Source organism: Paenibacillus harenae DSM 16969 (genome assembly GCF_000422465.1).
GTDB lineage: Bacteria > Bacillota > Bacilli > Paenibacillales > Paenibacillaceae > Pristimantibacillus > Pristimantibacillus harenae.
In genome coordinates, this window is sequence record NZ_KE383842.1 from 845,843 (window position 1) to 870,381 (window position 24,539).

The window sequence follows — 24,539 nt, forward strand, 5'->3', positions numbered from 1 at the left end:
GGGTATACAGGATATGGAACCGTTTAAACAAATTACAGGCATCGTCGCTCCGGTCGACCGGGTGAATGTCGACACAGACGCTATTATTCCTAAACAATTTTTGAAGCGCATCGAGCGCAGCGGCTTCGGTCAATTTCTGTTCTTCGAATGGCGCTTTCACGAGAACGGTGAGGTAAACGCGGAATTCGAACCGAACAAGCCGCGTTACGAGGGAGCTTCCGTTCTGATCTCCCGCGCGAACTTTGGCTGCGGCTCCTCCCGCGAGCACGCGCCTTGGGCTATCCTTGATTATGGCTTTAAAGTGATTATCGCTCCGTCTTACGCGGATATTTTCTATAACAACTGCTTCAAGAACGGCATTCTGCCGGTCAAGCTGAGCGAAGAGCAGGTTGAAGAGCTGTTCCGGCGTACGGCTAAGCACGAAGGCTACAAGCTGACGGTTGATTTGGAGAACAAACAGCTGTCCGACGAGCACGGTCTGACGATTTCATTCGAGCTTGACGAGCATCGCCGCCAATTCCTTCTGCAAGGACTTGACGATATCGGGCTTACGCTTCAGTACGAGGACAAAATTACGGCATACGAGCAAAAGCATGCCGCTCGTCTTGGATAACGAAGAACCCCAGAGAGGGCATTTCGACCGGAAACGGCGAATTGCCCTCTTTTTTCCTATATGCGCAACTTTTTCTGACAAACCGCGTCTATATTTTCGTCTGTAAAAGTCGAATGCGCTCATTCGATGCGGGCAATTTCAGTCATCGAGGTGGGAAATGAAAAAATTTGTATCCATGTTGTTGTTTATGTCGGTGTTCTTCACGATGTTCGCCGCAGTTGGACAAGCTGCCGCGGTCGTCCCCAAGCTTTTTTTGAACGGCAATCTTATTAAGTCCGATGTCAGTCCCCAGCTCGTGAATAACTATACCCTGGTTCCGCTCGCGGTTTTGTCCGACGGATTGGGCTATACGTACGAATGGGAGCATGAGGCGAAGAGAGTTACCGTCATGAGCGGCGGAAACAGCATCGTATTGTCAATCAATGACAATACCGCAACCGTTAACGGCGAGCCGGTTACAATGGAGACGAAAGCGCAATTGATTAGTAATCGGACAATGGTGCCTCTCAGCTTCATTGGCACACAATTCGGCTTGGACTTCGAGTGGAAGCACCAAGAGAAAGAAGTACATATGTTTGAGAAGCCGGAAGAACCGGCTATGCCGACAGAACCGACAGAACCGGTCGTACCGACTGAACCGACCGGATGGATTAAGCAGGTTTCGTTCGACGGTATGAGAACGTTGACGATCAGCTATGAAGGAATCTTGAAGGCGGACAAGCCGTTATATTTGGATGACCCGAAGCGGATCGTGCTTGATTTTCCGAATACGGTTTATTCCGATGAAATCACTGCGCAGCTGAACGGCGAGATCAAATCGTTAACGCCTGACAATCCTTTGTTGACATCCTACCGTTACTCCTTATTTGAGCCTGCGAAATCGAGGCTTGTTCTGGACGTAATCGACGGGATCGGATTCGTCATGACGGTGAATGTCGGCGAGATTCGTCTGGAGCTTATGCCTGCAAGCGAAATTCCGGTTGACCCGAACGCGCCGGTCAATCCGCCGGTTACGGAAGAACCGCCGGTAACGGAGCCTAATCCGCCAGCGGGAGACAACGTTTACGACATTGTGATCGATGCCGGTCACGGCGGGAAGGATCCGGGGGCCTACAGCGTTCTGAAGAAGTATGAGAAGGAGTTTAATTTAAGCGTTTCGCTCAAAATTAAAGCTTTGCTTGACAAGGAAAAACAGCTGAAGGGTCATTTGACGCGAACGGACGATACGTTCATTGAGCTGATCGACCGCGTGAAATTTGCCGAAGCTCTGAAAGCGGACTTATTTGTATCCATCCACGCGAATGCAATCGACAAGCCGTCTGTGTCGGGGACGGAAACCTATTACAGCCGTGCGTCGAGCAAGCCTTTCGCCGATATCGTCCATAAACATTTATTAACTGGAGCCGGTTTGAAGGATCGCGGCGTTAAGCAGGCGAATTTTAAAGTAATCAAAGAAACGACAATGCCCGCCATATTGCTTGAATCGGGATACCTGACTAACACGGGAGACTCGAATTCGCTTTTCTCCGATGCGGTTCAGAACCGGATTGCAGCGGAGGTCGTGGCAGGCATTAAGGAATATTTGAAAATAAAATAGAAAGCAGGTGTTCAGCGATATGACAGGATCTAAGACGCGGGGGCTGCTTGCTTTCATCGTATTGGCTAGTGCGCTGGCAGGCTGCGGGGTTCAGGAAAGTCCTGCTGAAAATCCGGGAAATGCGATTGAAGAGCCGACGGCAGCCATACAGGAACGCGAGGCTGTCATTTACTACACCGACGCGGAGCTGCTGGAGACAGTGGAGCAATCCGTCAAACTGTCTTACTCGACGGACGAGGAGCTCGTGAAGGCTGCCGTAGAAGCCTTGCGGCAGGAGGCGGGCGGTAACGCGCAGGCCTTATGGAAGCCGATCGAAATTACTTCCGTCGGCCTGACCGATGGCCAGGTGAACTTGGACATCCATATCCCGGATGAAGCTCGCCTCGGAGCGCCCGGTGAAATGCTCGTTATCGAAACGCTGCAAAAAACGCTGTTCCAATTCGAGTTTGTTCAGTCGATCGATCTGCTTGTAGACGGCGATGCTGTCGAAAGCCTGATGGGACATGTAGATTTGGAGCATCCGATCAAGAAAGAATAATTCATTCAGGGGGAATTTCAATTTATGACATCGCAATTTGCCGGCAGAAAAATTTTGGTTGGAGCATTGGCATTATCGCTTCTGGCGGGGAGCGGCTTAACGGCTCCGATTCATGTGCAGGCAGCTGCCTTGAACACGCCTTTTACAGACATTAGCAGCGGGCACTGGGCCGAGAAGCATGTTGCCAAGCTGGCGCTTCAAGGCATCATTACCGGTTATACGAGCGGCAGCTCGTTCGTATTTATGCCGAATCAAAGCGTCACACAGCAGGAGGCCGTCCTTATGGCTCTGCGTTTTGCAGGTCTTGACGATCAGGTGGACGAGAATGCGATCATCGGCTTTTCCGAATCCTTCACCGTAAGCAATTATTTTAAACCGTATATCTTGCTGGCCTTCTCGCTCGGCTTGCTCGACCAGCAAGAAGAATACGCGAACGCGGCCAAGGATGCCAAAGTTGCTTGGGGATCCAAGCCTGCCTCCCGCGAATGGGTTACCAAGCTGATGATCCGGGCGATCGATAAAGAAGACGAGGCTGCCCGCCTTCAGGATGCGGCTTCCGCATTCTCCGATGCCGGTCAAATGGACAGCCTGTACAAGGGGTACGTGAATGCGGCTTCCGAGCTGGAGCTCATCAAAGGCGTGACGGCAGATAAATTCGATCCGAAGGCAAATGTGACCAGAGCGAGTCTCGCAACGCTCTTCAGCCGCGCTCAAAAGCTGTTTCCGGTTGATTATGAGGGGCAGACCGACGGCATCGTATCTAAACGATCCGATTCTTCGATGACGGTTTACAGCAATGGAACGGAGACGACCTACGCCATCGGCTCGGATACGCTGTTTTATCACTATAATTCCGAAAAAGCGGTAACAAAGCAGCAGCTGCTTGAATACGGCGACGTATCGGTTATTGCGAAGGACGGAAAAGCGCTCTACGTTGAGGTGAAAGGCGAAACGCAGCATATTCAGACGGTTTCGGGCACGCTGGACCGTGTCATCGCCGCTGAAAATAAAATTTATGTGTGGATCAACAATGATCCAAAACCGTTTTTTTATTCGGATAAGGTGACCGTTGTCGATAATGAGGGTAAGGCGATCTCGCTCAGCGATCTGAAGAGGGATACACCTATCAGTATCGTACAGGACACGTTCCGCGAAAATCCTGCGACAATTAAAATTGTTGCGGCTCCCGTCTCCTCGCCAACCATGGTGAAGGGCACCTTCTATGGAACCGTCGGGGATACCATCACGATCATGGAGGGCACGAGCCTGGTGTCCAAGTTCATGACCGGCGACGTGACCGTTGAAATCGAAGGCATGACCGGCGCAACGGCCGGCGACCTTCTGAAGGAAGCCGATCAGGTGGAGCTTAGCCTGAACGCGAACGGCGAGGTTACCAAAATCAAAGTAGCCAACCGGAATGTGAAAGTAATCGCAGGCGCTCAAGTAGCGAGCTTCTTATATGACAAAAAGCTGCTCACGATCGTGGATGCAAACGGTTTGAATGCGCAAGCCTTATATTTTACGGATAAAACAAAAATTGATCATAACGGAACGGCGATGACGCTGGCGTCGGCCAGCAGCCTGCTGTCCCAGAACCGGAAGGTTGTCATCAGCTATACCGGCAATACGATTGTGTCTCTGCAATTCGTAACGAGCTATACCGGCGCTTTGACAGCGATCAATACTACATCCGGCACAATGTCGGTGAAGCTGGCCAGCGGCGCCGATGTGACGCTGCCGTATCAGTCGGCCAGCATCGAAATCGCAGGCATCACGACGGCGTCGCTGAGCGATCTGAAGATCGGCGACACGCTCACGCTGGATTTGAACTCAAGCCAGGACCGGGTCGCGAATATTAGAGTACACACGCTTTCGCAATATGAAGTCATGTCGGTAGACGCCGTCAATAAGAAGCTTCGCGTCAAAAACGCTTCAACGGCATTATTTGAATTGTCGGTATTAAGCACGCAGCTGACGAATGAGGCGGGCGCTGCGCTGACCGTGAATCAGATTGCGGCCGGCGCTATCATCAACACGACCTATATCGGTAAACAGGCTACCAGCGTCAAGGTGATCAACGTTACGCAAGGCAAGGTGCAAACCGTCACGGAAAACAACGTGACGATAACGGACCTTTCGGGCAACACGATCTCATACAGCGGGGACGCGGGTTTTATCGTTTACAAAGGTACCGCGCAGGGCACGTCTTCGAGCCTGCTGTCCGTCGGGGATTACGTTGAAGTCGTTAAAACCGAGAAAAACAAAATTCAGTTTACGGCCGCGGTAGCGGAGAGCCGTTTGTTCATGAGCTACAACGCCAGCGACAGCCAAATTTGGACAGAAAAGCTCACAAGCTCCGATAACCGCAATTATTTCAATGTCACAAACGGTACAAAATATACGCAAAACGGCAGTGCGATTACGCTGCAATCGCTTAAGCCGGGAGATCAAATTTTTATATACGGCTTCAGGAACAACGCTTTGGAAATCGTTAAGAAGTAAGTTTTGGAGCGAGATATTTATATTTTTGTGAAAAAACTGCCCTTTGGGGCAGTTTTTTTATAGAATCGGGTTGTTTTCGGTTGCTAACCGTGACAAATTTCGCTACACTTTGAACGATAGTGTATGGATTAGGAGAGAAGACGATGAACGCGAAGCAAAAAATGCGCCACGTGCTGGACGTTATGGCCGACATGTTCCCGGACGCGCACTGCGAGCTGAATCACAGCAATCCATTTGAACTAACGATCGCCGTATTGCTTTCTGCGCAATGTACGGATGAAACGGTAAATAAGGTGACGGCGTCTTTGTTTCAGAAATACAAACGTCCGGAGCATTATTTAAACGTACCGCTGGAGGAGCTGGAGCAGGATATAAGGCGCATCGGTTTGTTTCGCAGCAAGGCTTCCAATATTCAGAAGCTATGCCGGATCATTATCGATAAATATGGCGGGGAAGTGCCCGAAAGCCACGAAGGATTGACGGAGCTGCCGGGAGTTGGCCGTAAAACGGCGAATGTCGTCATGTCTAACGCGTTTGGCGTACCGGCCATTGCGGTCGATACGCATGTGGAGAGGGTGTCGAAGCGGCTTGGATTCGCCGGGCCGGACGACACGGTGCTTGAAGTCGAGAAGAAGCTGATGAAGCTCGTTCCGCTCGAAGAGTGGACGCTTACGCATCATAGACTCATCTTCTTCGGCCGCTATCATTGCAAAGCACAGAGCCCGCAATGCCCGATATGCCCGCTGCTAGACAGCTGTAAAGAAGGAAAGCTGCGTATGAAGTCTAGCAAAAAAACAAAAAATAAGAGCAAGACACCGAAAATAGCCAGTGAAGGATGATGAAAATGAAATGTATTTCCGTGTACACGAACAATTTTGAGCTTTTCTCCGATATCTATGAGCAAGTTCTTGAATCTCCCCCGCAGGAGCATGAGGATATCGTCGTTGAAGGCATTACGGTCAGCGGATCGGGCGAGGTGCCGGATCAATACATCGAACGGATGCGCTCGAAGCCCGAGGTGGTTGTGATGAGGGAGAAGGAGCGCAACATCATGATTCTGCAGCATGGCAACGTATTTGAAATTTGTTTGCCGTCTGAAGAAGAGGAAGCCGTTTAGGGAGCAGCGAGATGACACAAGCGACGTTGCAAAGCTTAGCGGGAGCTTTATATGAAACAGCCGGCGCTATGAAGGCAGCCGGAGACGCAAAACACGCAAAGCAAGCGCAAGAGCTGAACAGTAAGCTGACCGAGGGTCGGCTTACTGTCGCTTTTTGCGGACATTTTTCCGCGGGGAAATCTACCTTGATCAATCGGCTGTGCGGAGCGAAGCTGCTTCCTTCCAGCCCGATCCCGACCAGCGCGAACGTCGTATCGATCCGAGGCGGCGATCGCGCTTATGCTGCCGTAGAGACAATACGTGACGGCATTACGGGTAAGGCGGAGGTGCCGATCGAGGAGCTTGACCGCTATTGCGTGGACGGGGAATCGTATACGTCGGTATCCATTGTATATCCCAGCGAGAGGCTTGGCACGCACACCGTGCTGCTGGATACGCCGGGGATCGATTCGACCGACGACGCGCACCGGATGGCGACGGAATCGGCGCTGCATCTTGCCGATGTCGTGTTTTATGTGATGGATTATAATCATGTGCAGTCCGAAATTAATTTTTCTTTCGCCAAGCAGTTGAAGGACTGGGGCAAGCCCTTATATTTTATCGTTAATCAGATCGATAAACACCGCGACCGCGAGCTTTCGTTCGCCAACTACCGCAAAAGTGTTGAGGAAGCGTTCCATGCTTGGCACTTAGAGCCTGCGGGGATCGTTTATTTGTCGTTGCGCGAGCCGGACCATCCTTATCAGCAATGGGAGGAGCTGCTTGCTCTGCTGGACCGTCTTCAGACGCTGCGGGAGCCGTTGTGCGCTTACAGCGTAGATGCGTCTCTGCGTCATCTTGTCGCCGGACATTTGAAATGGCGCGAGCATGAATCGGAGCCTGAACGCGAACGCCTGTTGACGGAAGCTGGCGGAGAGGAAGCGGCGGAGCTCGTTAACGTAGAAATGGGACGGCTGAAAGCGGTCATCAGCCGCGTGCAAGGCGAGAGGGAAGTATACCGGGCGGAACTGCGCAAGGAGCTGCAGTCGCTGCTCGACAATGCGAACATCACGCCTGCCGGCTTACGCGATCTGGCACAGACGTTCCTGGAGAGCCGCAAACCGGGCTTTAAAGCAGGCTTGCTCTTCGCCGCTGCGAAGACGGCCGCCGAGCAGGAGCGCCGGCTATCTGCATTCCGCGAGGAGCTGAACGGTTTGATCAGCGCTTCGATCGATTGGCATGTGAAGCATTTGCTGCGAACGGCTTCGGAGAAGATCGGCTTTGACGGCGATCGGCTTGAAGAAGAGATGGCGCAGACGCTGGGTTGGCTGGCAGAGCCGGAATGGCTGACGGATCGCGTGAAAGCCGGCGCCGTTATCGGCAATGAATATACGATGACCTATTGCCGCGAGCTGGCCGCGGATGTGAAGAGCGTGTTCCGCCAGCGGGCGTTGGCGCTCATCGACGCGCTGGCGGATCACGCCGCCGCGGCGGGCGAAGCGGCCTCCGCCGCGGCGGAGGCGCGGCTTGCGGCGCTCCGCGCGCAAGCCGGCGCTCTTGAGGCGCTGGCCGCGCTCGCTAAGCGCGCGGCCGAGCACGAGGCGCGGCTGGCAGGCATGCTGCCGCAGCCGCCGGCACGGCCGGATCTGCCTGCCCCAAGCGCAGCCGGGGCAGGCGAAGCCGCTGGCGCCGGCGCGAAGCAGCCGGCGCAGAGCGGCACCCCAGCGGGCGGAGCCCCGCTGGGGCAGGGCGCCGCAGGCGCTGCCGGCGCTGGCGCGCCGCCGCGGGCGCCAGCGGCGCAAGCGCTCGCGGGCGGAGCCGCGCTCGCGCAGCAGCACGGCGCCGCCGCGCGCCTGGCTCGCGCGGCGGAGCTGCTCGCGCCGCACGCGGCGCTGGCCGCGGCTGCGCACGCGATGCGCGATAAGGCGAAGCGGCTGCGGGACAGCCGCTTCACCATCGCGTTGTTCGGCGCCTTCAGCGCCGGCAAATCATCGCTCGCGAACGCGCTGATCGGCGAACCGGTGCTGCCGGTCTCGCCTAATCCGACGACGGCCGCGATCAACAAGCTCGTGCCCCCTACGGCGGAGCACGGTCACGGCACGGCGCGCATCGTCATGAAGTCGCGCGCCGCCCTAATGGACGACTTGCGCTACTCGCTGGCGCTGCTCGGGGAAGAAGCGGCGGCGGATAAAGTGCCTGACGCCGAAGCGATCATGCGGGCCATTGACCGCCTGTCGCCTGATGCGATCGCAGCGGGCGGCCGTCCGCATTACAGCTTTCTGCGGGCTGCCCGCGCAGGCTGGGCCGAGCATGAACAACTGCTTGGGAGGCAGCTTTCCGTCGATCAGAGCGCATATGAGCGTTACGTCGCGGAGGAGTCGAAATCGTGCTTCGTCAGCGAGATCGAGCTCCATTACGACTGCGGCTTAACCTCGCAGGGAATTGTCCTTGTGGATACGCCGGGTGCGGATTCGGTTAATGCGAGACATACGGGAGTAGCCTTTAATTATATGAAGAACGCGGACGCCGTTCTGTTCGTTACGTATTACAACCATGCCTTCTCCCAGGCCGACCGGCAATTTCTCATGCAGCTGGGCCGGGTGAAGGATCAATTCGAGCTGGATAAAATGTTTTTCCTCGTCAATGCGGCCGACCTGGCGGCGGACCGGGAGGAGCTGGCAGGCGTGCTTAAGCATGTGGAAGAGAATTTGCTCCGGCATGCGATCCGCCATCCGCGCCTGTTTCCGGTATCCAGTCTGCAGGCTCTCGACGGCAAGACGGAAGGCAATGCCGAACTGCTCGCCCGTTCCGGGATTGGGGCGTTCGAGCAATCCTTTCTTTCCTTTATCCAGCAGGATCTTGGACGGCTAGCCGTTGATTCGGCCGAGCAGGATTTGCAGCGCGCGGCTGCGGCGGTAGCGGGCTGGCTGAAGAGCGCGGAAGGGGATGCGGCGGCGCGTGAAGCGGAGCTGCACGGACTGCAGGCTGCTGTTCAGAAGGTTACGGAGGAGCTTGCCGCTTACCGGAGCGCCCCTTTGCCGGAGCAGTTGAAGCAAGAGCTCAGCGAGCTGCTGTATTATGTCGTGCAGCGGATCCAATTCCGGTTCGGCGAGTTTTACAACTATGCGTTTAATCCGGCCTCGCTGCAAGAGGACGGGCGCGACCTGCGCAAGGCGCTCTGGACGTCGTGGCTGGAGCTGCAGCGGCTCGTCCGGCTGGAGCTGTCGCAGGAAATGCTGGCGACCTCGCTTCGGATGGAGCGGGGAATCCATTCCTTAATGAAAAAACAGTATGAAGTCTTGATGCATCGAGCGGAAGAAATGATTGCGTCTTACGGGGCGGTTCCCTATTCGGGCGCGGAATTGCCGACGCCGGAGGAACGGGAAACCTGGGAAACGGATGCCGTCGATGCGAAGCTGCTGTGGAGCCGCTTCAAGTCGCCGCGGCATTTCTTTGAGGGCGAGGGCAAGGCTTTGCTCCGGAAGGAGCTGGAAACGCTGCTGGCGCCATCCTTGAACGGCTGGATGGCGGAACAGTCGATCGCCTGGAACGGCTTCTATGAGGAAAGCTGGCTTTTGGCGGCAGAGCATTCGGGCAGCACGCTTCAGGAGGATATGCTTTCTTATGCGGATGGCATTCGGAGCTCGCTTACCGGCGGCGCGAATACGGAGGAACTGAAGGAGCTGTACGGCAAGCTGATTCATCTCTAAACGTAAATGAAAACAGCAGGTTTCATCGCATTTATAGCTGAGTGCTTTTGCGGGTGCAAGTACGCCCCGCAAAAGCATTTTTTATTTTAGTGTGTTTTTATGCAAAAAGTGAGCAATTGGCACATATTCGTCACGATTTAAGACCATTTGAAAGTATAAAGGGTTTCCAATTTCCATATCGCCACAATAAGCGGTTTCATTCAAAAATTCGCAATTTTCTACAGTTTGCTACCATTTACCGATGCTGATAATATTCATTCATGCTTACAAAATAGATACGGGGAGATGGATTTACTTGGACGTGTTCAGGCAGTTGAAAGCATTTTATTGGGGGGACCGGAAGTTTCTTTTCTCTTCGATTATTTGCTTGGTGTGCGCGACGGCGCTCGGACTGGTCTATCCGAATTTGCTGCGTTACCTAATTGACGACGTCATTACGCCGCGCAAATTCGAACTGGTACCGACGCTCGCGTTCACAGTTGTGGGTGTTGTGACTTTTAAAGGCTGCATGCAGTTTCTACACGGATTTTTTGGTGGCCGGCTCGGCAACCGGGTAGCTTTCAACCTGCGCAATGCTTTATACGAGAAGCTGCAGACATTGTCCTTTCAATACTACGATAAAGCGAAAACAGGGGATTTGATGTCTCGCCTGACGGCGGATCTGGAGGCCATCCGCCAATTTCTCGGTTTCGGCTTTGCGCAAATATTGAACATGGTGCTTATGATTGGTTTCGGCGGAGCGATGATGCTGTCGATCCATTGGCAGTTGACGCTAATTACGCTCGTTACGATTCCGCTGCTCGGATTTGCGGCCATTCGTTTCGAACGCAACATTCACCCGGCTTTCCGTGAAATGCGCCAGGCGATGAGCAACCTGACAACGGCGGTTCAGGAAAATATTACCGGCGTTAGAACGGTGAAATCCTTCGCAAGGGAAAACCATGAGGTTACGAAATTTTCGGTTCGGAGCGAAGCTTACCAGACGAACCAGGTAGGCGCGGCAAAAATTTGGGCGAAATTTTTCCCGGTCATGGAGCTTGTCGCCAACCTGAGCGCGGTCATCCTGCTCGTTACCGGCGGGATGCTCGTCATTAACGGTTCGCTTAAGCTCGGCGAATTCGTTGCATTCTTCAGCCTGATATGGTACATTATCGGCCCTATGTGGGGTCTAGGCTTCCATATTAACAACTATACGCAATTTAAAGCGTCGGGCGAGCGGGTTCTGGGTCTATTGAATGAGCATGTGCATGTCAAAAGTACGGAGCATGCGATCGAGGTAAGCAGCGAAACGGTGAAGGGCCATGTTCGCTTCGATCGTGTCACGTTCAGCTATCCGGATAAAGCGCCTGCCGTAACCGATCTTGTCATTGACGCGCCCGCCGGTTCCGTCATCGGCTTGCTCGGATCGACAGGCTCGGGTAAATCAACGATCATTCAGCTGCTTATGCGCGCTTATAACGTCAAGCAAGGCACCATCACGCTGGACGGCATCGATATCCGCAATCTGGATGTGGAGAGCCTGCGCCGCATAATTGCGCCGGTATTCCAGGAAACCTTTTTGTTCTCGGCCTCCATCCGCGCCAATATCGCGTATGGCGTGAAGGATGTCACGCAGGAGCAGATCGAGAATGCCGCCAAGCTCGCCAAAGCGCATGATTTCATCATGGAGCTGCCGCTGGGTTACGATACGATAGTCGGGGAGAGAGGCATGGGCTTATCCGGCGGCCAGAAGCAGCGGATTGCCATCGCGCGGGCTTTGATCAAGAACCCTCGGATTCTGATTCTGGACGATGCGACGAGCGCCGTTGATATGGAAACCGAACACGATATTCAAGCGGGCTTCAAGGAGCTGATGGCCGGACGCACGACCTTTATTATCGCGCACCGGATTTCGTCCTTGCGCCATGCCGATGAAATTATCGTGCTGGAAGAAGGGCATATCGTACAGAGGGGCACTCACGCGGAGCTGATCGCACAGGAAGGCCATTACCGCGATACCTATAATATTCAGTATGCCGATATCCCGCTAGAAGCTTTGGAACAACCCGCACAAGCGATCGAACGGAAAGGAAGTACCGTATAATGAGCGCGAGTATGAAAGCTAAACCAATCGACAAAAATGAACGTTTCGTGTACCAGGACGACGAGCTGATCGAGAAGCCGTTTAACTGGGGACAACTGCGCCGGTTATTCGCTTATATGAAGCCGTATACCAAGCAGCTCACGCCCGTCATCCTGATGATGATTCTTGGAACGCTTACCCGCCTTGGCGTGCCAGCGTTAGTTATTCTGGCCATCGATGAAGCGATCTCGCCGGTTAACGGCGAGACCAGCGTCCCTAAGCTCCTTACATTCGCCGGCATCATGCTTTTCTTATATGTTATTCAATGGGCATCGAACACGTACCGGATTAAATTTACGAATATCATCGGCCAGAAGGTCATCTATGACCTGAGAAAGCATTTGTTTCAGCACATCCAGAAGCTTTCCTTCCGATTCTATGACAAACGTCCTGCAGGTTCGGTACTCGTCCGGGTAACGAATGACGTCAATGCGCTGCAGGACCTGTTCACAAACGGGGTTGTCAATCTGCTGATGGACTGCGTGCAGCTGTTCGGCATCGTCATCATTCTGCTCGTATGGAACTTCAAGCTTGGCCTTGCGGTGATGATCACGGTGCCGTTAATGTTCCTGGTCTCCACCTCGCTGCGCAAGCGGATCCGCTTCGCCTGGCAGGACGTGCGGATCAAACAGTCCCGCATCAACTCTCATCTGAATGAGAGCATTCAAGGGATGAAGGTTACCCAGGCTTACGTGCAGGAGAAAGACAACATGGGCTTCTTTAATCAGATGAACACGGTCAACGTCAAATCGTGGGATAGGGCTTCTGCGCTTAATCAGACGTTTGGACCGGTGATCGAGATAACTTCCGCGATCGGGACATTTATCCTGTTCTGGTACGGGGCTCACCTGATTCAGAATAACATCATTACGGTCGGTTTGCTCGTCGGTTATGCGAATTACATCGGCAACTTCTGGGAGCCTATTAACCGGTTAGGTCAAATGTACTCCCAGCTGCTTATCGCGATGGCTTCGTCGGAACGTATATTCGAATTTATCGATGAAGAGCCGACCGTTGCCGAATTAACGGAAGCGAAGCCGCTAAGCCAAATTAAAGGCGATGTGAAGTTCGACAATATCGTGTTTGAATACGAGAAGGGCAGACCCGCGCTCAAGGGCGTTTCGATCGACGTGAAGGCAGGCCAGTCCATTGCGCTTGTCGGACATACCGGCTCAGGCAAAAGCACGATTATTAACTTGCTCTGCCGCTTTTACGATCCGGTTCAGGGCCGCGTGTTAATTGACGGCATCGATATTCGCGACGTTACGATTGAAAGCTTGCGTTCGCAGGTAGGCATCGTCCTTCAGGATACCTTTATCTTTGCGGGCTCGATTCGCGATAATATCCGCTACGGTCGTCTCGATGCGACGGACGCGGAGATCGTGAAGGCGGCTCAAGCGGTCAACGCGCATGATTATATCATGAACCTGCCGGACGGCTACGATACGCAGGTAGAGGAACGCGGGAACGTACTCTCCATGGGACAAAGACAGCTGCTGTCGTTCGCCCGCGCCCTGCTCGCCGATCCCCGCATTCTGATCCTGGATGAGGCAACCGCAAGCATCGATACGGAGACGGAGCTCAAAATTCAGGAAGCGCTCAAAGCGCTGCTGGCAGGCCGGACCTCCTTTATGATCGCACACCGATTGTCGACGATTCGCCACGCGGATGAAATCATTGTGCTGGATCACGGCCGGATCGTGGAACAGGGCAACCATGAATCATTGATCGCGAAGCGGGGCGTTTATAACGGCCTCATTGAGGCGCAATACCGGTTTTTGTAAGAACCGAATCGGATAATGGTTGATTTTTGCATAGAGAACCTCCACAATGGAAGAAAAAAGGACCGATCCGCCCGCCGCAGCGCTCTATCGCTCGGCAGCCGGATCGGCACGCTTCCAGGAGGTTCTTTTTGCTTATGTATGGATCACCGCTCACATCAAATGCACGCAAGCTATTGCTGCTTGGCTCCGGGGAGCTTGGCAAGGAAGTGGCGCTGGAAGCCCAGCGCCTAGGAATTGAAACGATTGCCGTCGACCGTTACGACCATGCCCCGGCCATGCAGGTTGCGCATCGCAGCTACACGACGGATATGCTGGACGGATCGGCGATTCGCCGCATTATCGATCGGGAGCGTCCGGATTTCATTGTTCCCGAAATCGAAGCGATTGCAACGGAAACGTTGGTGGAGCTGGAGAAGGAAGGACATCGCGTCATACCGACGGCACGGGCTGCGCGCCTTACGATGGACCGCGAAGGGATTCGCCGCCTGGCGGCGGAGACACTTCGCTTGCCGACTGCGTCTTACCGTTTCGCCGACAGTCTGGACGAGCTTAGACTGGCAGCGGCAGAATTAGGTTTCCCATGCGTGATCAAGCCGATTATGAGCTCTTCAGGCAAAGGACAGAGCGTCTGCCGTTCCGAAGCGGAGCTCGATTCCTGCTGGAATTATGCGATGGAGGGAGGCCGCGCGAAGAAGCAGCGCATTATCGTCGAGGGATTTGTGACGTTTGAGTCCGAGATTACCTTGCTCACCGTGCGTTCCGTATCCGGAACAGCCTATTGTCCGCCTATCGGACATGTCCAGAAGGACGGCGATTACATCGAATCCTGGCAGCCTCATGAGATGACGGAGCAACAAATCGCGCAGGCCGAGGCGATCGCGCTAAAGATCACGAATGAACTTGGGGGCTACGGCATTTACGGAGTCGAATTGTTCATCACGCAGGAAGGCGTTCTGTTCAGCGAAGTGTCGCCGCGTCCGCATGATACGGGAATGGTGACGATGGCTACCCAGGATTTGTCGGAGTTTGCGCTTCATGTGAGGGCGGTTCTAGGCTTCCCTATTCCTTCGATACGGCTGCTCAGTCCCGGCGCTTCCCATACGTTAAAGGCGGACAGGGATGCCGCGGATTTCCGGATAGGCGGGATCGAGGAGGCTCTTTCCGTGCCGAATACGCAGGTTCGCATTTTCGGTAAACCGGAGACCAAGCCCGGCCGCCGGATGGCTGTTGCGCTCAGCACGGCAGCCAGTGCCGAGCAAGCGCGCGATACGGCAGGCCGCGCAGCTCAAGCCCTTTATATCGAATACAATCCTAAATAAGAAACAAGCCCCGACATCGTCCACGACGATGTTCGGGGCTTGCTGCATGTTAACCGGCGTGAACTTCTTCGAGAGAGACGCGTTTCGAAACTGTTCCAGAGTTACGGTCAACGGCTGCTCATTTTTTTGCGGATCGAGCCGATCACAAGCAGCAGCAGCGGCAGTAATAACCCAATCGTTATCACATACGGAATATATACGGTGGAATCGAAATCCATCATATAAGCAACGTTCGGGTAGACGACAAGCGAGTAGGCGGCAATGATCATTCCGCACGGAAAGACGAATGGCCGGTAATCCTTGCAGCCGAATAATTGCGTAATACCTGCCACGACGCCATAGGCATAGAAGGAGGCCTTGAAAAAGATCGTCATAAACCACATGCCGGCCATTAAAATTTCTACCCTTTGAATAAAGTTTCCAATGTTTATTTGTTTGGCCAATGCGTAGCTTGGATACATGTTTCTCGAGCTGAAATCGGCGCCTAATATCGAAATACTGAGGAAGGTGATGAGAATAATACAGATTCCGCCGAGCAGCGTACCGATCATAAATGCTTTACCCGCCCCTTTTTTTTGATTAAGGGCAGACGGGAAGATTAGAAGAATGAGAACGAGCGGCAATGACGCTGTTCCTATATAAGCTAATGCGGCTTTTATGGTCGGCTTTATACCTATTTCCATGATCGGCTTCATTTTTTGGATCTCAATCTCCGGGATGAGCAAGATCGAAGAAACGACGAACAAAATTAAAAACCACGGAAATAATATTTCTGCGGAGCGGGACAGCACTTCAAGCCCTAACCGCACTCCCATAAATACGAGGGCGGCAAATAGAATGATAAAAGCGCCGATCGGTGTTTCCGGCATCACCTGAGTAGTCATAAAATTGGCTAAATAAAATAAGACGGTAGAGGCGCCTAAAAACGAAAATGTAATGAAAATAAGGGAAACCAACTTGCCGAACCATTTTCCGAGCGTATGCTCGAGGAAACCGATCAGCGTCATTTGCGGGTATAGCTTGCCTATGGAAAAATAGAGGTAAACAATTAATAATCCAAGCAGCCAGCCGACAATGGCGGCAATCCAAGCATTCTGTTTGGCATCGGCTGCAAGAGTCGAAGGAATGACCAAAATTGTCGTTCCGATGGTATAGAACATCATTAGTATGGTGAATTGACGTATCGAAATTTTTACGTTATTCGTCATCACTCTCAACTCCCTGGTTATTCATCATTCTTTTCCTGATCAAGCCGGTGATGAGGACGAACAGCGGCAGCAACAAACCGGCCGATATCACAAACGGAATATATACGGTGGACTCGAAATCACTCATATAAACGACGTCGGGATAAACGACAAGCGAAAACGCGATCATGATCATTCCGCATGGGATAACGAATGGACGGTAATCCTTACAACCGAATACCTGCGCAATTCCTGAAATGAAACCGTAAGCATAAAAGGTTGCTTTGAAAAAGATGGTCAAAAACCATAAGCCTGCCATCAGAATCTCAACTCTTTGAATAAAATTTCCGACATTTATTTTTTTAGACAACGCGTAACTCGGGTACATGTTTTTAGCGCTAAGCTCAGCACCCAAGATAGAAACGCTCAAGAAGGTGATGATGATAATGAAAATTCCGCCAATTAGAGTGCCGGTGTAAAAAGCTTTCCCCGCCCCTTTTTTTTCGTTTAGAGACATCGGATAGATCATTAAGAATACAACCATCGGAAGGGAAGCCGTGCCGGCGAAAACCAGCGCTGCCCTTATGACCGGCTTGAATCCGATTTCGATAATCGGCCTAATCTTCTGGATTTCAATCTCCGGAATAAGGAACAAGGTTAATGTTGTGAACAATAATAAAAACCATGGAAATAATATTTCAGCTGTACGGGCCAGCACTTCAAGTCCGAGCCGCAGTCCCATAAGGACAATTCCGGCGAAAAGAATGACAAAAGCGCCGATCGGCGTTTCCGGCATAATCTGCGTTGTCATGAAATTTCCGATATAATACAAAACGATGGAAGAGGTTACGAACGAAAAAAAAATAAAAAAGAGGGAAATCGGCTTGCCTAACCATTTCCCGAAAGTATGCTCGATATAGGCAATGAACGTCATCTGAGGAAATAGCTTGCCCAAAGAGACGTAGAGGACGACGACCAATAAACCCAGCAGCCAACCGACTATTGCGGCAATCCATGCATGCTGGCCGGCATCGGCGGCAAGAGGTGCCGGAATAACCAATATCGTCGTGCCTATCGTATAAAACATAATAAGCACGGTAAATTGACGCAGTGATATTTTCACGTTGTTCGCCATCGTTTCTTCACCCCAGACTAATCACAGCGCTTTTTCATTTGATCATTCTTTTATGCAGGATGCCGGCTCCTAAGAGCATCAGCGGAAGCAAGAGACCGAAAACCAGTGAAAACGGAATATAAACGGTTGTGTCAAAATCCATCATATATACGACATCCGGATAAACAATAAGCGAATAGGCCGCCAAAATCATGCCGGAAGGCAGGACGAGCGGACGGTAATCTTTACACTCGAAAATCTGCGCAAGACCCGTCACGAAGCTGTAAGCATAAAGCGCGGATTTAAAAAAAATGGTCATAAACCAAATCCCGGCTATGAGTATTTCAACTCTTTGGATAAAATTCCCTATAATAATCTGTTTTCCCAAAGCGTAGCTTGGATACATGTTTCGCTCCGTGAAATCGACGCCTAATATCGAGATACTTAAAAAGGTAACGATAATGACGAATATTCCGCCGAGAAATGTACCGATGAAGAACGCTTTTCCGGCCTCCTTATTACGATTCAGGGAAGCTGGATATATCATGAAAAAAACGATAAGCGGAAGAGAAGAATAGCTGGCATAGCTAACGGCGCCCTTCATGATGGGTTTAATGCCGAACTCCGTGATCGGCATAATCTTCTCCAATTCGATCTCCGGGATTAGGAAGAGGGCTAAAATAACAAACAGTATGACGAACCACGGAAACAAAATTTCAGCGGTTCGTGCCAGCACTTCAAGCCCCAAGCGGAGCCCAAGCACGATAAGACTTGCGAAAAGCACGATAAAGGCTTCGATCGGCGTTTCGGGCATGACCTGCGTCGTCATGAAATTACCCATGTAGAAAATAACAGTGGCTGCTCCTATGAACGAAAAGAAGATCAAACCTAAAGCAATCAGCTTGCCGAACCATTTTCCCAGCACATGCGCGAGATATTGGATGATATTCATATGTGGAAACAGCTTTCCTAAAACCATATATACGGCAACAATCAATAGACCTAGCAACCAGCCGGCGATAGCCGCTATCCAAGCGTTCTGTTTAGCGTCTGCGGCAAGAGAAGAGGGGATAACGAGAATCGTTGTGCCGATCGTATAGAACATAATAAGCACGGAGAACTGCCGTATTGATATTTTCGCATTACTCGTCATCATTTACCCTTCTCCCGTGTTTACTTTAACAGGTTGTCCAGCAGCCGGCTCATTGGTTTGAAGACCACATAAACAAGATCCAGCGGATTCGGAATTACGATATCGAGGGATACCGAGATGCATAAACCCGTACCGATCAAGAGCAGAATCGAAAACAACCACAGCTCCTTCTTCTTCTTCGCTTTAAAGAGCGGAGGGGCTTCGATCATTGTGAAAAATGAGGCTGTAGCAACGATCCCAACGATCATCCACATCCTGATTACTCAACCCCTTCTTTATGAAAAGAGTTGGCAACCGTTCCGATGCGCCTGATTTTCACAGATGCGTTTACGTTGAAGTCCAGCTGCGCAAATTGCTCGTCCCAATTTTGTTTTAATGTTTTCCACGCCGCAGGATCAGCTCTATGTATCGCCTCGCCAAAGCCGAATATATCCACCTTTAAATCGGATTGCACCTTTTTGATGGTATTCTTAATGATCTTTTCCACACGCAGCTTCGCCGCATACTCAAGTTCGCTTATCGTTTCCCGTTTTGTCATATCGATTTCGCATTCGACCTCGCCCACATTTTCCTCCATTTTGACGACAATATCGATATTCGGCTTTCCATTCCTCACTTTCCCTTTGATTTTCGTTTTGGACTTTATTACCTCAACCGCAATTTTTCCTCCTCCGGGGCACGCGATTGCTCCAACCGTGCTCTCTACATTATTGGTAATGTAGCTGTAGCCCTTGCTTTCCTTTTCGTTTAACCAGCCGATTAATTTATCCTTTCTGAATACGGCCAGGCCGGAATATTTCAAAAAACCGGGAGGCTCGATGCTTTCAACGTTTTTTTGCGTCTGGCTAATTTGCTTTCCTATCACTCTGACGGCTGATAATGCCGGATTTTTCCCCTCGCTGGTAATATCGGTAATAAGCTCATCCAGTGTAATCGTTGCCGTGGGAGCCCATAGCTTCTGGGAACTATCGAGGGCCAGATATAGATAATTCGCGGGAATTTTCTCGATTGGCGTTAACACCTTCAAGACATCCGAAGCGGTTGCCCCCTTCGCGACAATAACAAAATAATCGGTCCGCACCTCATGATCCCTGGAGAAATGATCGAGCGCCTTATGAATACCCTCTTTCGCCAAGGCTTCACCGATCACAAGAACCCGAAGATGAGCCAAATAAATCTCTCTGGAGCTCTTAGTCGTTATTTTGCGAATCGCTTCAAAAATGGTGGAGCCAGTTGTTTCATATACGGTTACCGGAGTCCGGTTGCCGCTTGGTCTAGCTGCAGCAATCTCTCCGGGACTAACGACTTGCGTCGTAACCCGGTAGCCGTTAGCGGCTTTATCGACCCCGATTCCAACGGCAATGCCGAGCTCATCCAACTCCCGCCGGCTCCAGCATCCGGATAACAGGGAGAGCAGCAGGAAGACGCTTACCAACACGGATAGCAAACGAACCATGAGGGATCTCCTTCCATGAGTAATTTTATTTTTCCGGTTTCGTCGGCCTTGACATAAGCTCGCGGGTGGTATTCTTCTGATTAATCAACCGGGGACGCGTGCTTTGAGCCCAGTGAGGAAACCGGAAAATCGTATCTTTATGGTCGGCAGGTATAAACGGAGCGAAAGGGCTCATGAACGGAATCCCGAAGGAGCGCAGGCTGCACAGGTGCAGGACAAGTGCGATCATAGCGACCACGATTCCGAAGATGCCGAAGGCAGCTGCTAGTCCCATGATGACAAAACGGATCATCCGGATAGATATCGCCATGCTGTACCCGGTTATAACAAAGCTGGAAATGGCGGTAATCGATACGACGATTACCATCGAAGCCGATACGATGCCGGCCTCCACCGCCGCTTGACCGATGACGAGGGTACCAACGATCGATACGGCCTGTCCGATCGGTCGGGGCATTCGAATGCCCGCTTCCCGCAATACTTCAAAGGTCACTTCCATCATCAATGCTTCGATAAAGGCGGGGAAGGGGACGCCTTCCCGCTGCGCAGCCAAACTGATAAGCAATTGCGTCGGCAGGAGCTCCTGATGAAAGGTTGTAATCGCGATATAGAGTGCCGGTCCTACCATGGCGATAAACAAGCTGATGAAACGAATGATCCGCAGAAGGGTGCTGATATCGGCGCGCTGGTAATAATCTTCTGCGGTCTGGAAGAAGGAAATAAATAAAGTCGGGACGATAAGCACAAAGGGAGTTCCATCGACGAGAATAGCGACGCGTCCTTCCAGCAATTCGGCTGCCACGGAATCAGGCCGTTCCGTATTACTGACGGTCGGGAACGGCGAATAGGCTTCATCCTGAATGAGCTCTTCGATGTAGCCGCTCTCCAGAATGCCGTCAATATCGATGCGACCCAGCCTGGCGCGCACTTCCTCGACGATTTTATCGTTAACGATTCCTTTTATGTACATGATCGCAACATCGGTTTTCGTCACTTTGCCGATTTGCATCGTCTCCAGCCATAGATTCGGATCCTTAATTTTCCTCCTGACCATCGACGTATTTGTACGAAGCGTTTCGGTGAATCCTTCCTGAGGGCCGCGGACAACGCTTTGCGCGACAGGCTCCGACACGCTTCGGCCCTTCCATCCTTGCGTGCCTGCCGCTATGCCGCGTGCAAAACCATCTAACAGCAGGACTGTATTCCCCGAGAGGAGATTGGAATACAGCCCTGCGAAGTCTGTAATCTCCTTATGGTCGCCTAAGTTTAAAGCGAGTGATTTTAACGCATCCAGCAGGTTATCCTCGTCGGTTGCATGATCAATCTCTTCCGCATGATTTCCTTGCGTCTGGGAGTCTAATATAAAGTCTGTAATCAGTTTCGTATCCGCCAAACCATCCGTATAGATGACCGCCGCATGGGCTATCCGGTCCTTCCCGAATCCGATTTCGCGAATGATGATATCGTCGCTGCCGCCTAATTCATTTCGGATTTTATTTAAATTATCTTCCAGCTTGTCCTTGAGCGGTTCTGTCTGAACATGGTTGTTCGTCATATGCATCCATTCTTTCCTTTGAATTTCTAATGTATACGAGGGCCTAGCGACAAGCGTCTGCTTATAAACCCGGCGGTTCATCAAAACAAAATCAGGCTGTAGAATATAATAGAACGGGTCCCGGTCCTTCAAACTATGAAAAATCCCAGTGATCTGCGATTTTTTTATAGTATCAATTCAATGTCCAATTTTATGCAGGCATAAACGGGCTTAAAGTTTGGGACTGTGATAAAATAAGGTTATATTGTTGCAATCGACGAGAGTGGAAGCGGAGTGAATGAAGCATGGGCAAAAAGAAAAATACGGCTGCCGCCTTTCCGGGGAAATCAGCGCCGCAGGGAGATAAGGAAAAACCTGTTCTGTTAAATGAGCTGCTCAGCGCCGATATCGTACAAAAGCTGAAAGCGAAGGCGGAGGAGCTGTCCGAGGAAGAAACCGTTCGAAAGGAAGCACTGCGCAAGCAGGAAGAAGAGAAAAAGAGGCAGGAACAGAAAAAACGCGAGAATGACTTTGCGTATTTGCTGGAGAACAGCGATGCCAATTGGTCGAAGTACAAGTGAAGAACGAGCATTCTCTCAGGGAAGATGCCGAATCGACATCTTCTTTTTTATGTTTGGCGGGATAATGCAATGATGAAATGCAAAACATGGTAACATCTATCCTTTTTATTGATAAAATCGACTTTAAAATCTTATTCAGGACGGGCGGTTTCAGCGATTGGGGTATGGGCCGTTTATTTAGATGTCTTTACGAAACAGGACAACTTGCATTAAAATAGCTTGAAGATGCGGAAACGTGAACTACAGATTGGGGGGCGCTCATGTCAGAGCAAATAGATCTTTTTGCAAATACAGCGGCCGCGGAGCGGAATTACGAGGCCGATGATATACAGGTGTTAGAAGGCTTGACCGCCGTTCGTAAACGGCCAGGCATGTACATAGGAAGCACCAGCAGCTCGGGGCTGCATCACCTTGTATGGGAAATCGTCGATAATGCGGTCGACGAGCATTTGGCTAAATTTTGTTCGGCGATTGAAGTTACCCTGCACAAGAACGGTGCCGTTACGGTTCATGATAACGGACGCGGCATACCTACCGGCATGCATAAGACCGGTATTCCGACACCGCAGGTTGTGTTTACGATTTTGCACGCTGGAGGCAAGTTCGGCGGCGGGGGCTATAAGAAGTCCGGCGGCCTGCACGGGGTAGGCGCATCGGTGACGAACGCGCTTTCGGAATGGCTGGAGGTTGAAATTTTCCGCGACGGCAAAATCCATAAGCAAAGGTTTGAGTATTGGGTAGACGAAGCGGGCAAAGAGCATGTCGGCGAGCCCGTTCGCGGCCTTGAGGTCATCGGTTCGACGAACCGCACGGGCACGAAGGTTACGTTCAAGCCCGATGGACGCGTATTCCAGAACAGCACCACGCTTAGTTATGATACTTTGGCGGAGCGGCTGCAGGAAATCGCGTTTTTGAACTCGGGATTAAAGGTGACGATCAAGGACGACCGAAGCGGCAAGTCTGATGTTTTCCATTACGAGGGCGGCGCCCGGCAGTTCGTTCAATTTCTGAATGAGGACAAGACCGTGCTGCATGACGTCATTCACTTTGCGGCCGAACGCGATGATATCGAGGTGGAGGTTGCGCTCCAATATAACGACGGATATACCGAGACGATCGCTTCTTTCGTTAACGCAATCCCGACGCGTGGCGGCGGAACGCACGAGACGGGCTTCAAAACCGCATATACCCGCGTCATGAACGACTATGCCCGCAAAGCGGCGATGCTGAAGGAAAAGGACAAAAACCTGGAAGGCAACGATTTGCGCGAAGGCATGATGGTTGTGATCAACATTAAGATGTCCGAGGTAGAGTTCGTCGGCCAGACGAAGGACCAGCTCGGAAGCGCGTCGGCGCGAAGCGCGGTGGATGCGATCGTATCCGATAAAATGCAGGTTTTTCTGGAGGAAAATCCGCAAATCGCCCAAATGCTGCTCAAAAAAGCTCTGCAGGCTTCCAAGGCGCGGGAAGCGGCCCGCAAGGCCAGAGAGGAAATCCGCAGCGGCAAGAAGAAGAGCGAAAGCTCGAATCTGAACGGCAAGCTTACGCCGGCCCAGTCGAAGGATTATACCCGGACAGAGCTGTTTATCGTCGAAGGGGATTCTGCCGGAGGCTCGGCTAAGCAGGGCCGCGATTCGAAATACCAGGCTCTGCTGCCTCTTAAGGGCAAGCCGATGAATCCGGAGAAAGCCAAGCTGATCGATATTTTGAAAAACGACGAGTATAAAGCGATTATTTCAGCTATCGGAGCCGGTGTGGGATCGGAATTTGCAGCGGAAGAGTGCAATTACAATAAAATCATTATTATGACGGATGCGGATACGGACGGCGCCCATATTCAAGTGCTGCTGCTTACCTTCTTCTACCGGTATATGAAGCCGCTAATCGACTTGGGCCGCGTCTATATCGCGCAGCCGCCTTTATACAAAATTACCCGCAAATCGGGCAAGCTGGAGACGATCCGTTACGCTTGGACGGACGAGCAGCTGCAAAATTATTTAAAGGAATACGGCAAAAACTACGAGCTTCAGCGTTATAAAGGACTTGGGGAGATGAATCCCGATCAGCTGTGGGAGACGACGATGGATCCGGAGAAGCGGACGCTTCTGCAGGTGCAAATCGAGGATGCGGCCAAAGCGGAGCGCAGGGTATCTACGCTCATGGGCGATAAGGTCGATCCGCGGAAGCGCTGGATCGTCGAGAATGTCGATTTTATGGAATACGAGGAATAGGG

Annotated in this window: 18 protein-coding genes; 12 read left to right on the forward strand and 6 right to left on the reverse strand. The window is 51.8% G+C overall.

Translation table 11 applies throughout. The features are described 5' to 3' along the window. Positions 1-13 precede the first annotated feature (13 nt). From leuD to purT, 10 genes are all read left to right on the forward strand, one after another. A complete protein-coding gene (leuD, locus tag H581_RS0114230; RefSeq protein ID WP_028610591.1) occupies positions 14-613 on the forward strand; it encodes a 3-isopropylmalate dehydratase small subunit in 600 nt (199 codons plus the stop codon). A gap of 157 nt (positions 614-770) precedes the next feature. After that, positions 771-2,210, forward strand: coding sequence for an N-acetylmuramoyl-L-alanine amidase family protein (locus tag H581_RS0114235; protein WP_028610592.1), 1,440 nt, complete (start codon positions 771-773; stop codon positions 2,208-2,210). Positions 2,211-2,229: 19 nt separating this feature from the next. Then, a complete protein-coding gene (locus tag H581_RS0114240; protein WP_028610593.1) occupies positions 2,230-2,748 on the forward strand; it encodes a GerMN domain-containing protein in 519 nt (172 codons plus the stop codon). A 24-nt stretch (positions 2,749-2,772) separates the two neighbouring features. After that, a complete protein-coding gene (locus tag H581_RS0114245; protein ID WP_028610594.1) occupies positions 2,773-5,250 on the forward strand; it encodes an S-layer homology domain-containing protein in 2,478 nt (825 codons plus the stop codon). 143 nt (positions 5,251-5,393) lie between these two features. Beyond that, complete coding sequence (gene nth, locus H581_RS0114250) at positions 5,394-6,089, forward strand: endonuclease III (RefSeq protein WP_028610595.1); 696 nt, start codon at positions 5,394-5,396, stop codon at positions 6,087-6,089. 5 nt (positions 6,090-6,094) lie between these two features. Further along, a complete protein-coding gene (locus H581_RS0114255; protein WP_028610596.1) occupies positions 6,095-6,367 on the forward strand; it encodes a hypothetical protein in 273 nt (90 codons plus the stop codon). A gap of 11 nt (positions 6,368-6,378) precedes the next feature. Then, the gene (locus H581_RS0114260) at positions 6,379-10,056 is read left to right on the forward strand and encodes a dynamin family protein (protein ID WP_028610597.1); all 3,678 of its coding nucleotides are present in this window, start codon (positions 6,379-6,381) and stop codon (positions 10,054-10,056) included. Positions 10,057-10,351: 295 nt separating this feature from the next. Beyond that, positions 10,352-12,139 carry an ABC transporter ATP-binding protein gene (locus tag H581_RS0114265; RefSeq protein ID WP_028610598.1) on the forward strand — a complete coding sequence of 596 codons (1,788 nt, stop codon included), beginning with the start codon at positions 10,352-10,354 and terminating at the stop codon, positions 12,137-12,139. Continuing rightward, the gene (locus H581_RS0114270; RefSeq protein WP_028610599.1) at positions 12,139-13,962 is read left to right on the forward strand and encodes an ABC transporter ATP-binding protein; all 1,824 of its coding nucleotides are present in this window, start codon (positions 12,139-12,141) and stop codon (positions 13,960-13,962) included. The genes H581_RS0114265 and H581_RS0114270 overlap by 1 nt, the downstream gene beginning before the upstream one ends. A 134-nt stretch (positions 13,963-14,096) precedes the next feature. Next, complete coding sequence (purT, locus tag H581_RS0114275) at positions 14,097-15,281, forward strand: formate-dependent phosphoribosylglycinamide formyltransferase (RefSeq protein WP_028610600.1); 1,185 nt, start codon at positions 14,097-14,099, stop codon at positions 15,279-15,281. Positions 15,282-15,388: 107 nt separating this feature from the next. Here the strand turns inward: purT and H581_RS0114280 are convergent, their stop codons facing one another. The 6 genes from H581_RS0114280 to H581_RS0114305 are packed head-to-tail and all read right to left on the reverse strand — an operon-like array spanning position 15,389 to position 21,752. Beyond that, positions 15,389-16,489, reverse strand: coding sequence for a GerAB/ArcD/ProY family transporter (locus H581_RS0114280; RefSeq protein ID WP_028610601.1), 1,101 nt, complete (start codon positions 16,487-16,489; stop codon positions 15,389-15,391). Continuing rightward, on the reverse strand, positions 16,479-17,603 hold the full coding sequence (locus tag H581_RS0114285) for a GerAB/ArcD/ProY family transporter (RefSeq protein ID WP_028610602.1): 1,125 nt from the start codon (positions 17,601-17,603) through the stop codon (positions 16,479-16,481). The genes H581_RS0114280 and H581_RS0114285 overlap by 11 nt, the downstream gene beginning before the upstream one ends. Positions 17,604-17,637: 34 nt before the next feature. After that, positions 17,638-18,738: a GerAB/ArcD/ProY family transporter gene (locus tag H581_RS0114290; protein WP_084134587.1), complete on the reverse strand. Its 1,101-nt coding sequence runs from the start codon at positions 18,736-18,738 to the stop codon at positions 17,638-17,640. Between the two features lie 17 nt (positions 18,739-18,755). Next, positions 18,756-18,989, reverse strand: coding sequence for a hypothetical protein (locus tag H581_RS0114295; protein WP_028610604.1), 234 nt, complete (start codon positions 18,987-18,989; stop codon positions 18,756-18,758). 5 nt (positions 18,990-18,994) lie between these two features. Continuing rightward, positions 18,995-20,191, reverse strand: a complete 1,197-nt coding sequence (locus H581_RS0114300) for a Ger(x)C family spore germination protein (RefSeq protein ID WP_028610605.1) — start codon at positions 20,189-20,191, stop codon at positions 18,995-18,997. Between the two features lie 25 nt (positions 20,192-20,216). After that, complete coding sequence (locus H581_RS0114305) at positions 20,217-21,752, reverse strand: spore germination protein (protein ID WP_036719081.1); 1,536 nt, start codon at positions 21,750-21,752, stop codon at positions 20,217-20,219. A gap of 278 nt (positions 21,753-22,030) precedes the next feature. On the opposite strand from H581_RS0114305, the gene H581_RS0114310 reads away from it, so the two are divergent. Both H581_RS0114310 and parE read left to right on the forward strand, forming a co-directional pair. After that, the gene (locus H581_RS0114310; RefSeq protein WP_028610607.1) at positions 22,031-22,306 is read left to right on the forward strand and encodes a YqkE family protein; all 276 of its coding nucleotides are present in this window, start codon (positions 22,031-22,033) and stop codon (positions 22,304-22,306) included. Between the two features lie 260 nt (positions 22,307-22,566). Further along, on the forward strand, positions 22,567-24,537 hold the full coding sequence (parE, locus tag H581_RS0114315) for a DNA topoisomerase IV subunit B (RefSeq protein WP_028610608.1): 1,971 nt from the start codon (positions 22,567-22,569) through the stop codon (positions 24,535-24,537). Positions 24,538-24,539: the final 2 nt, after the last annotated feature.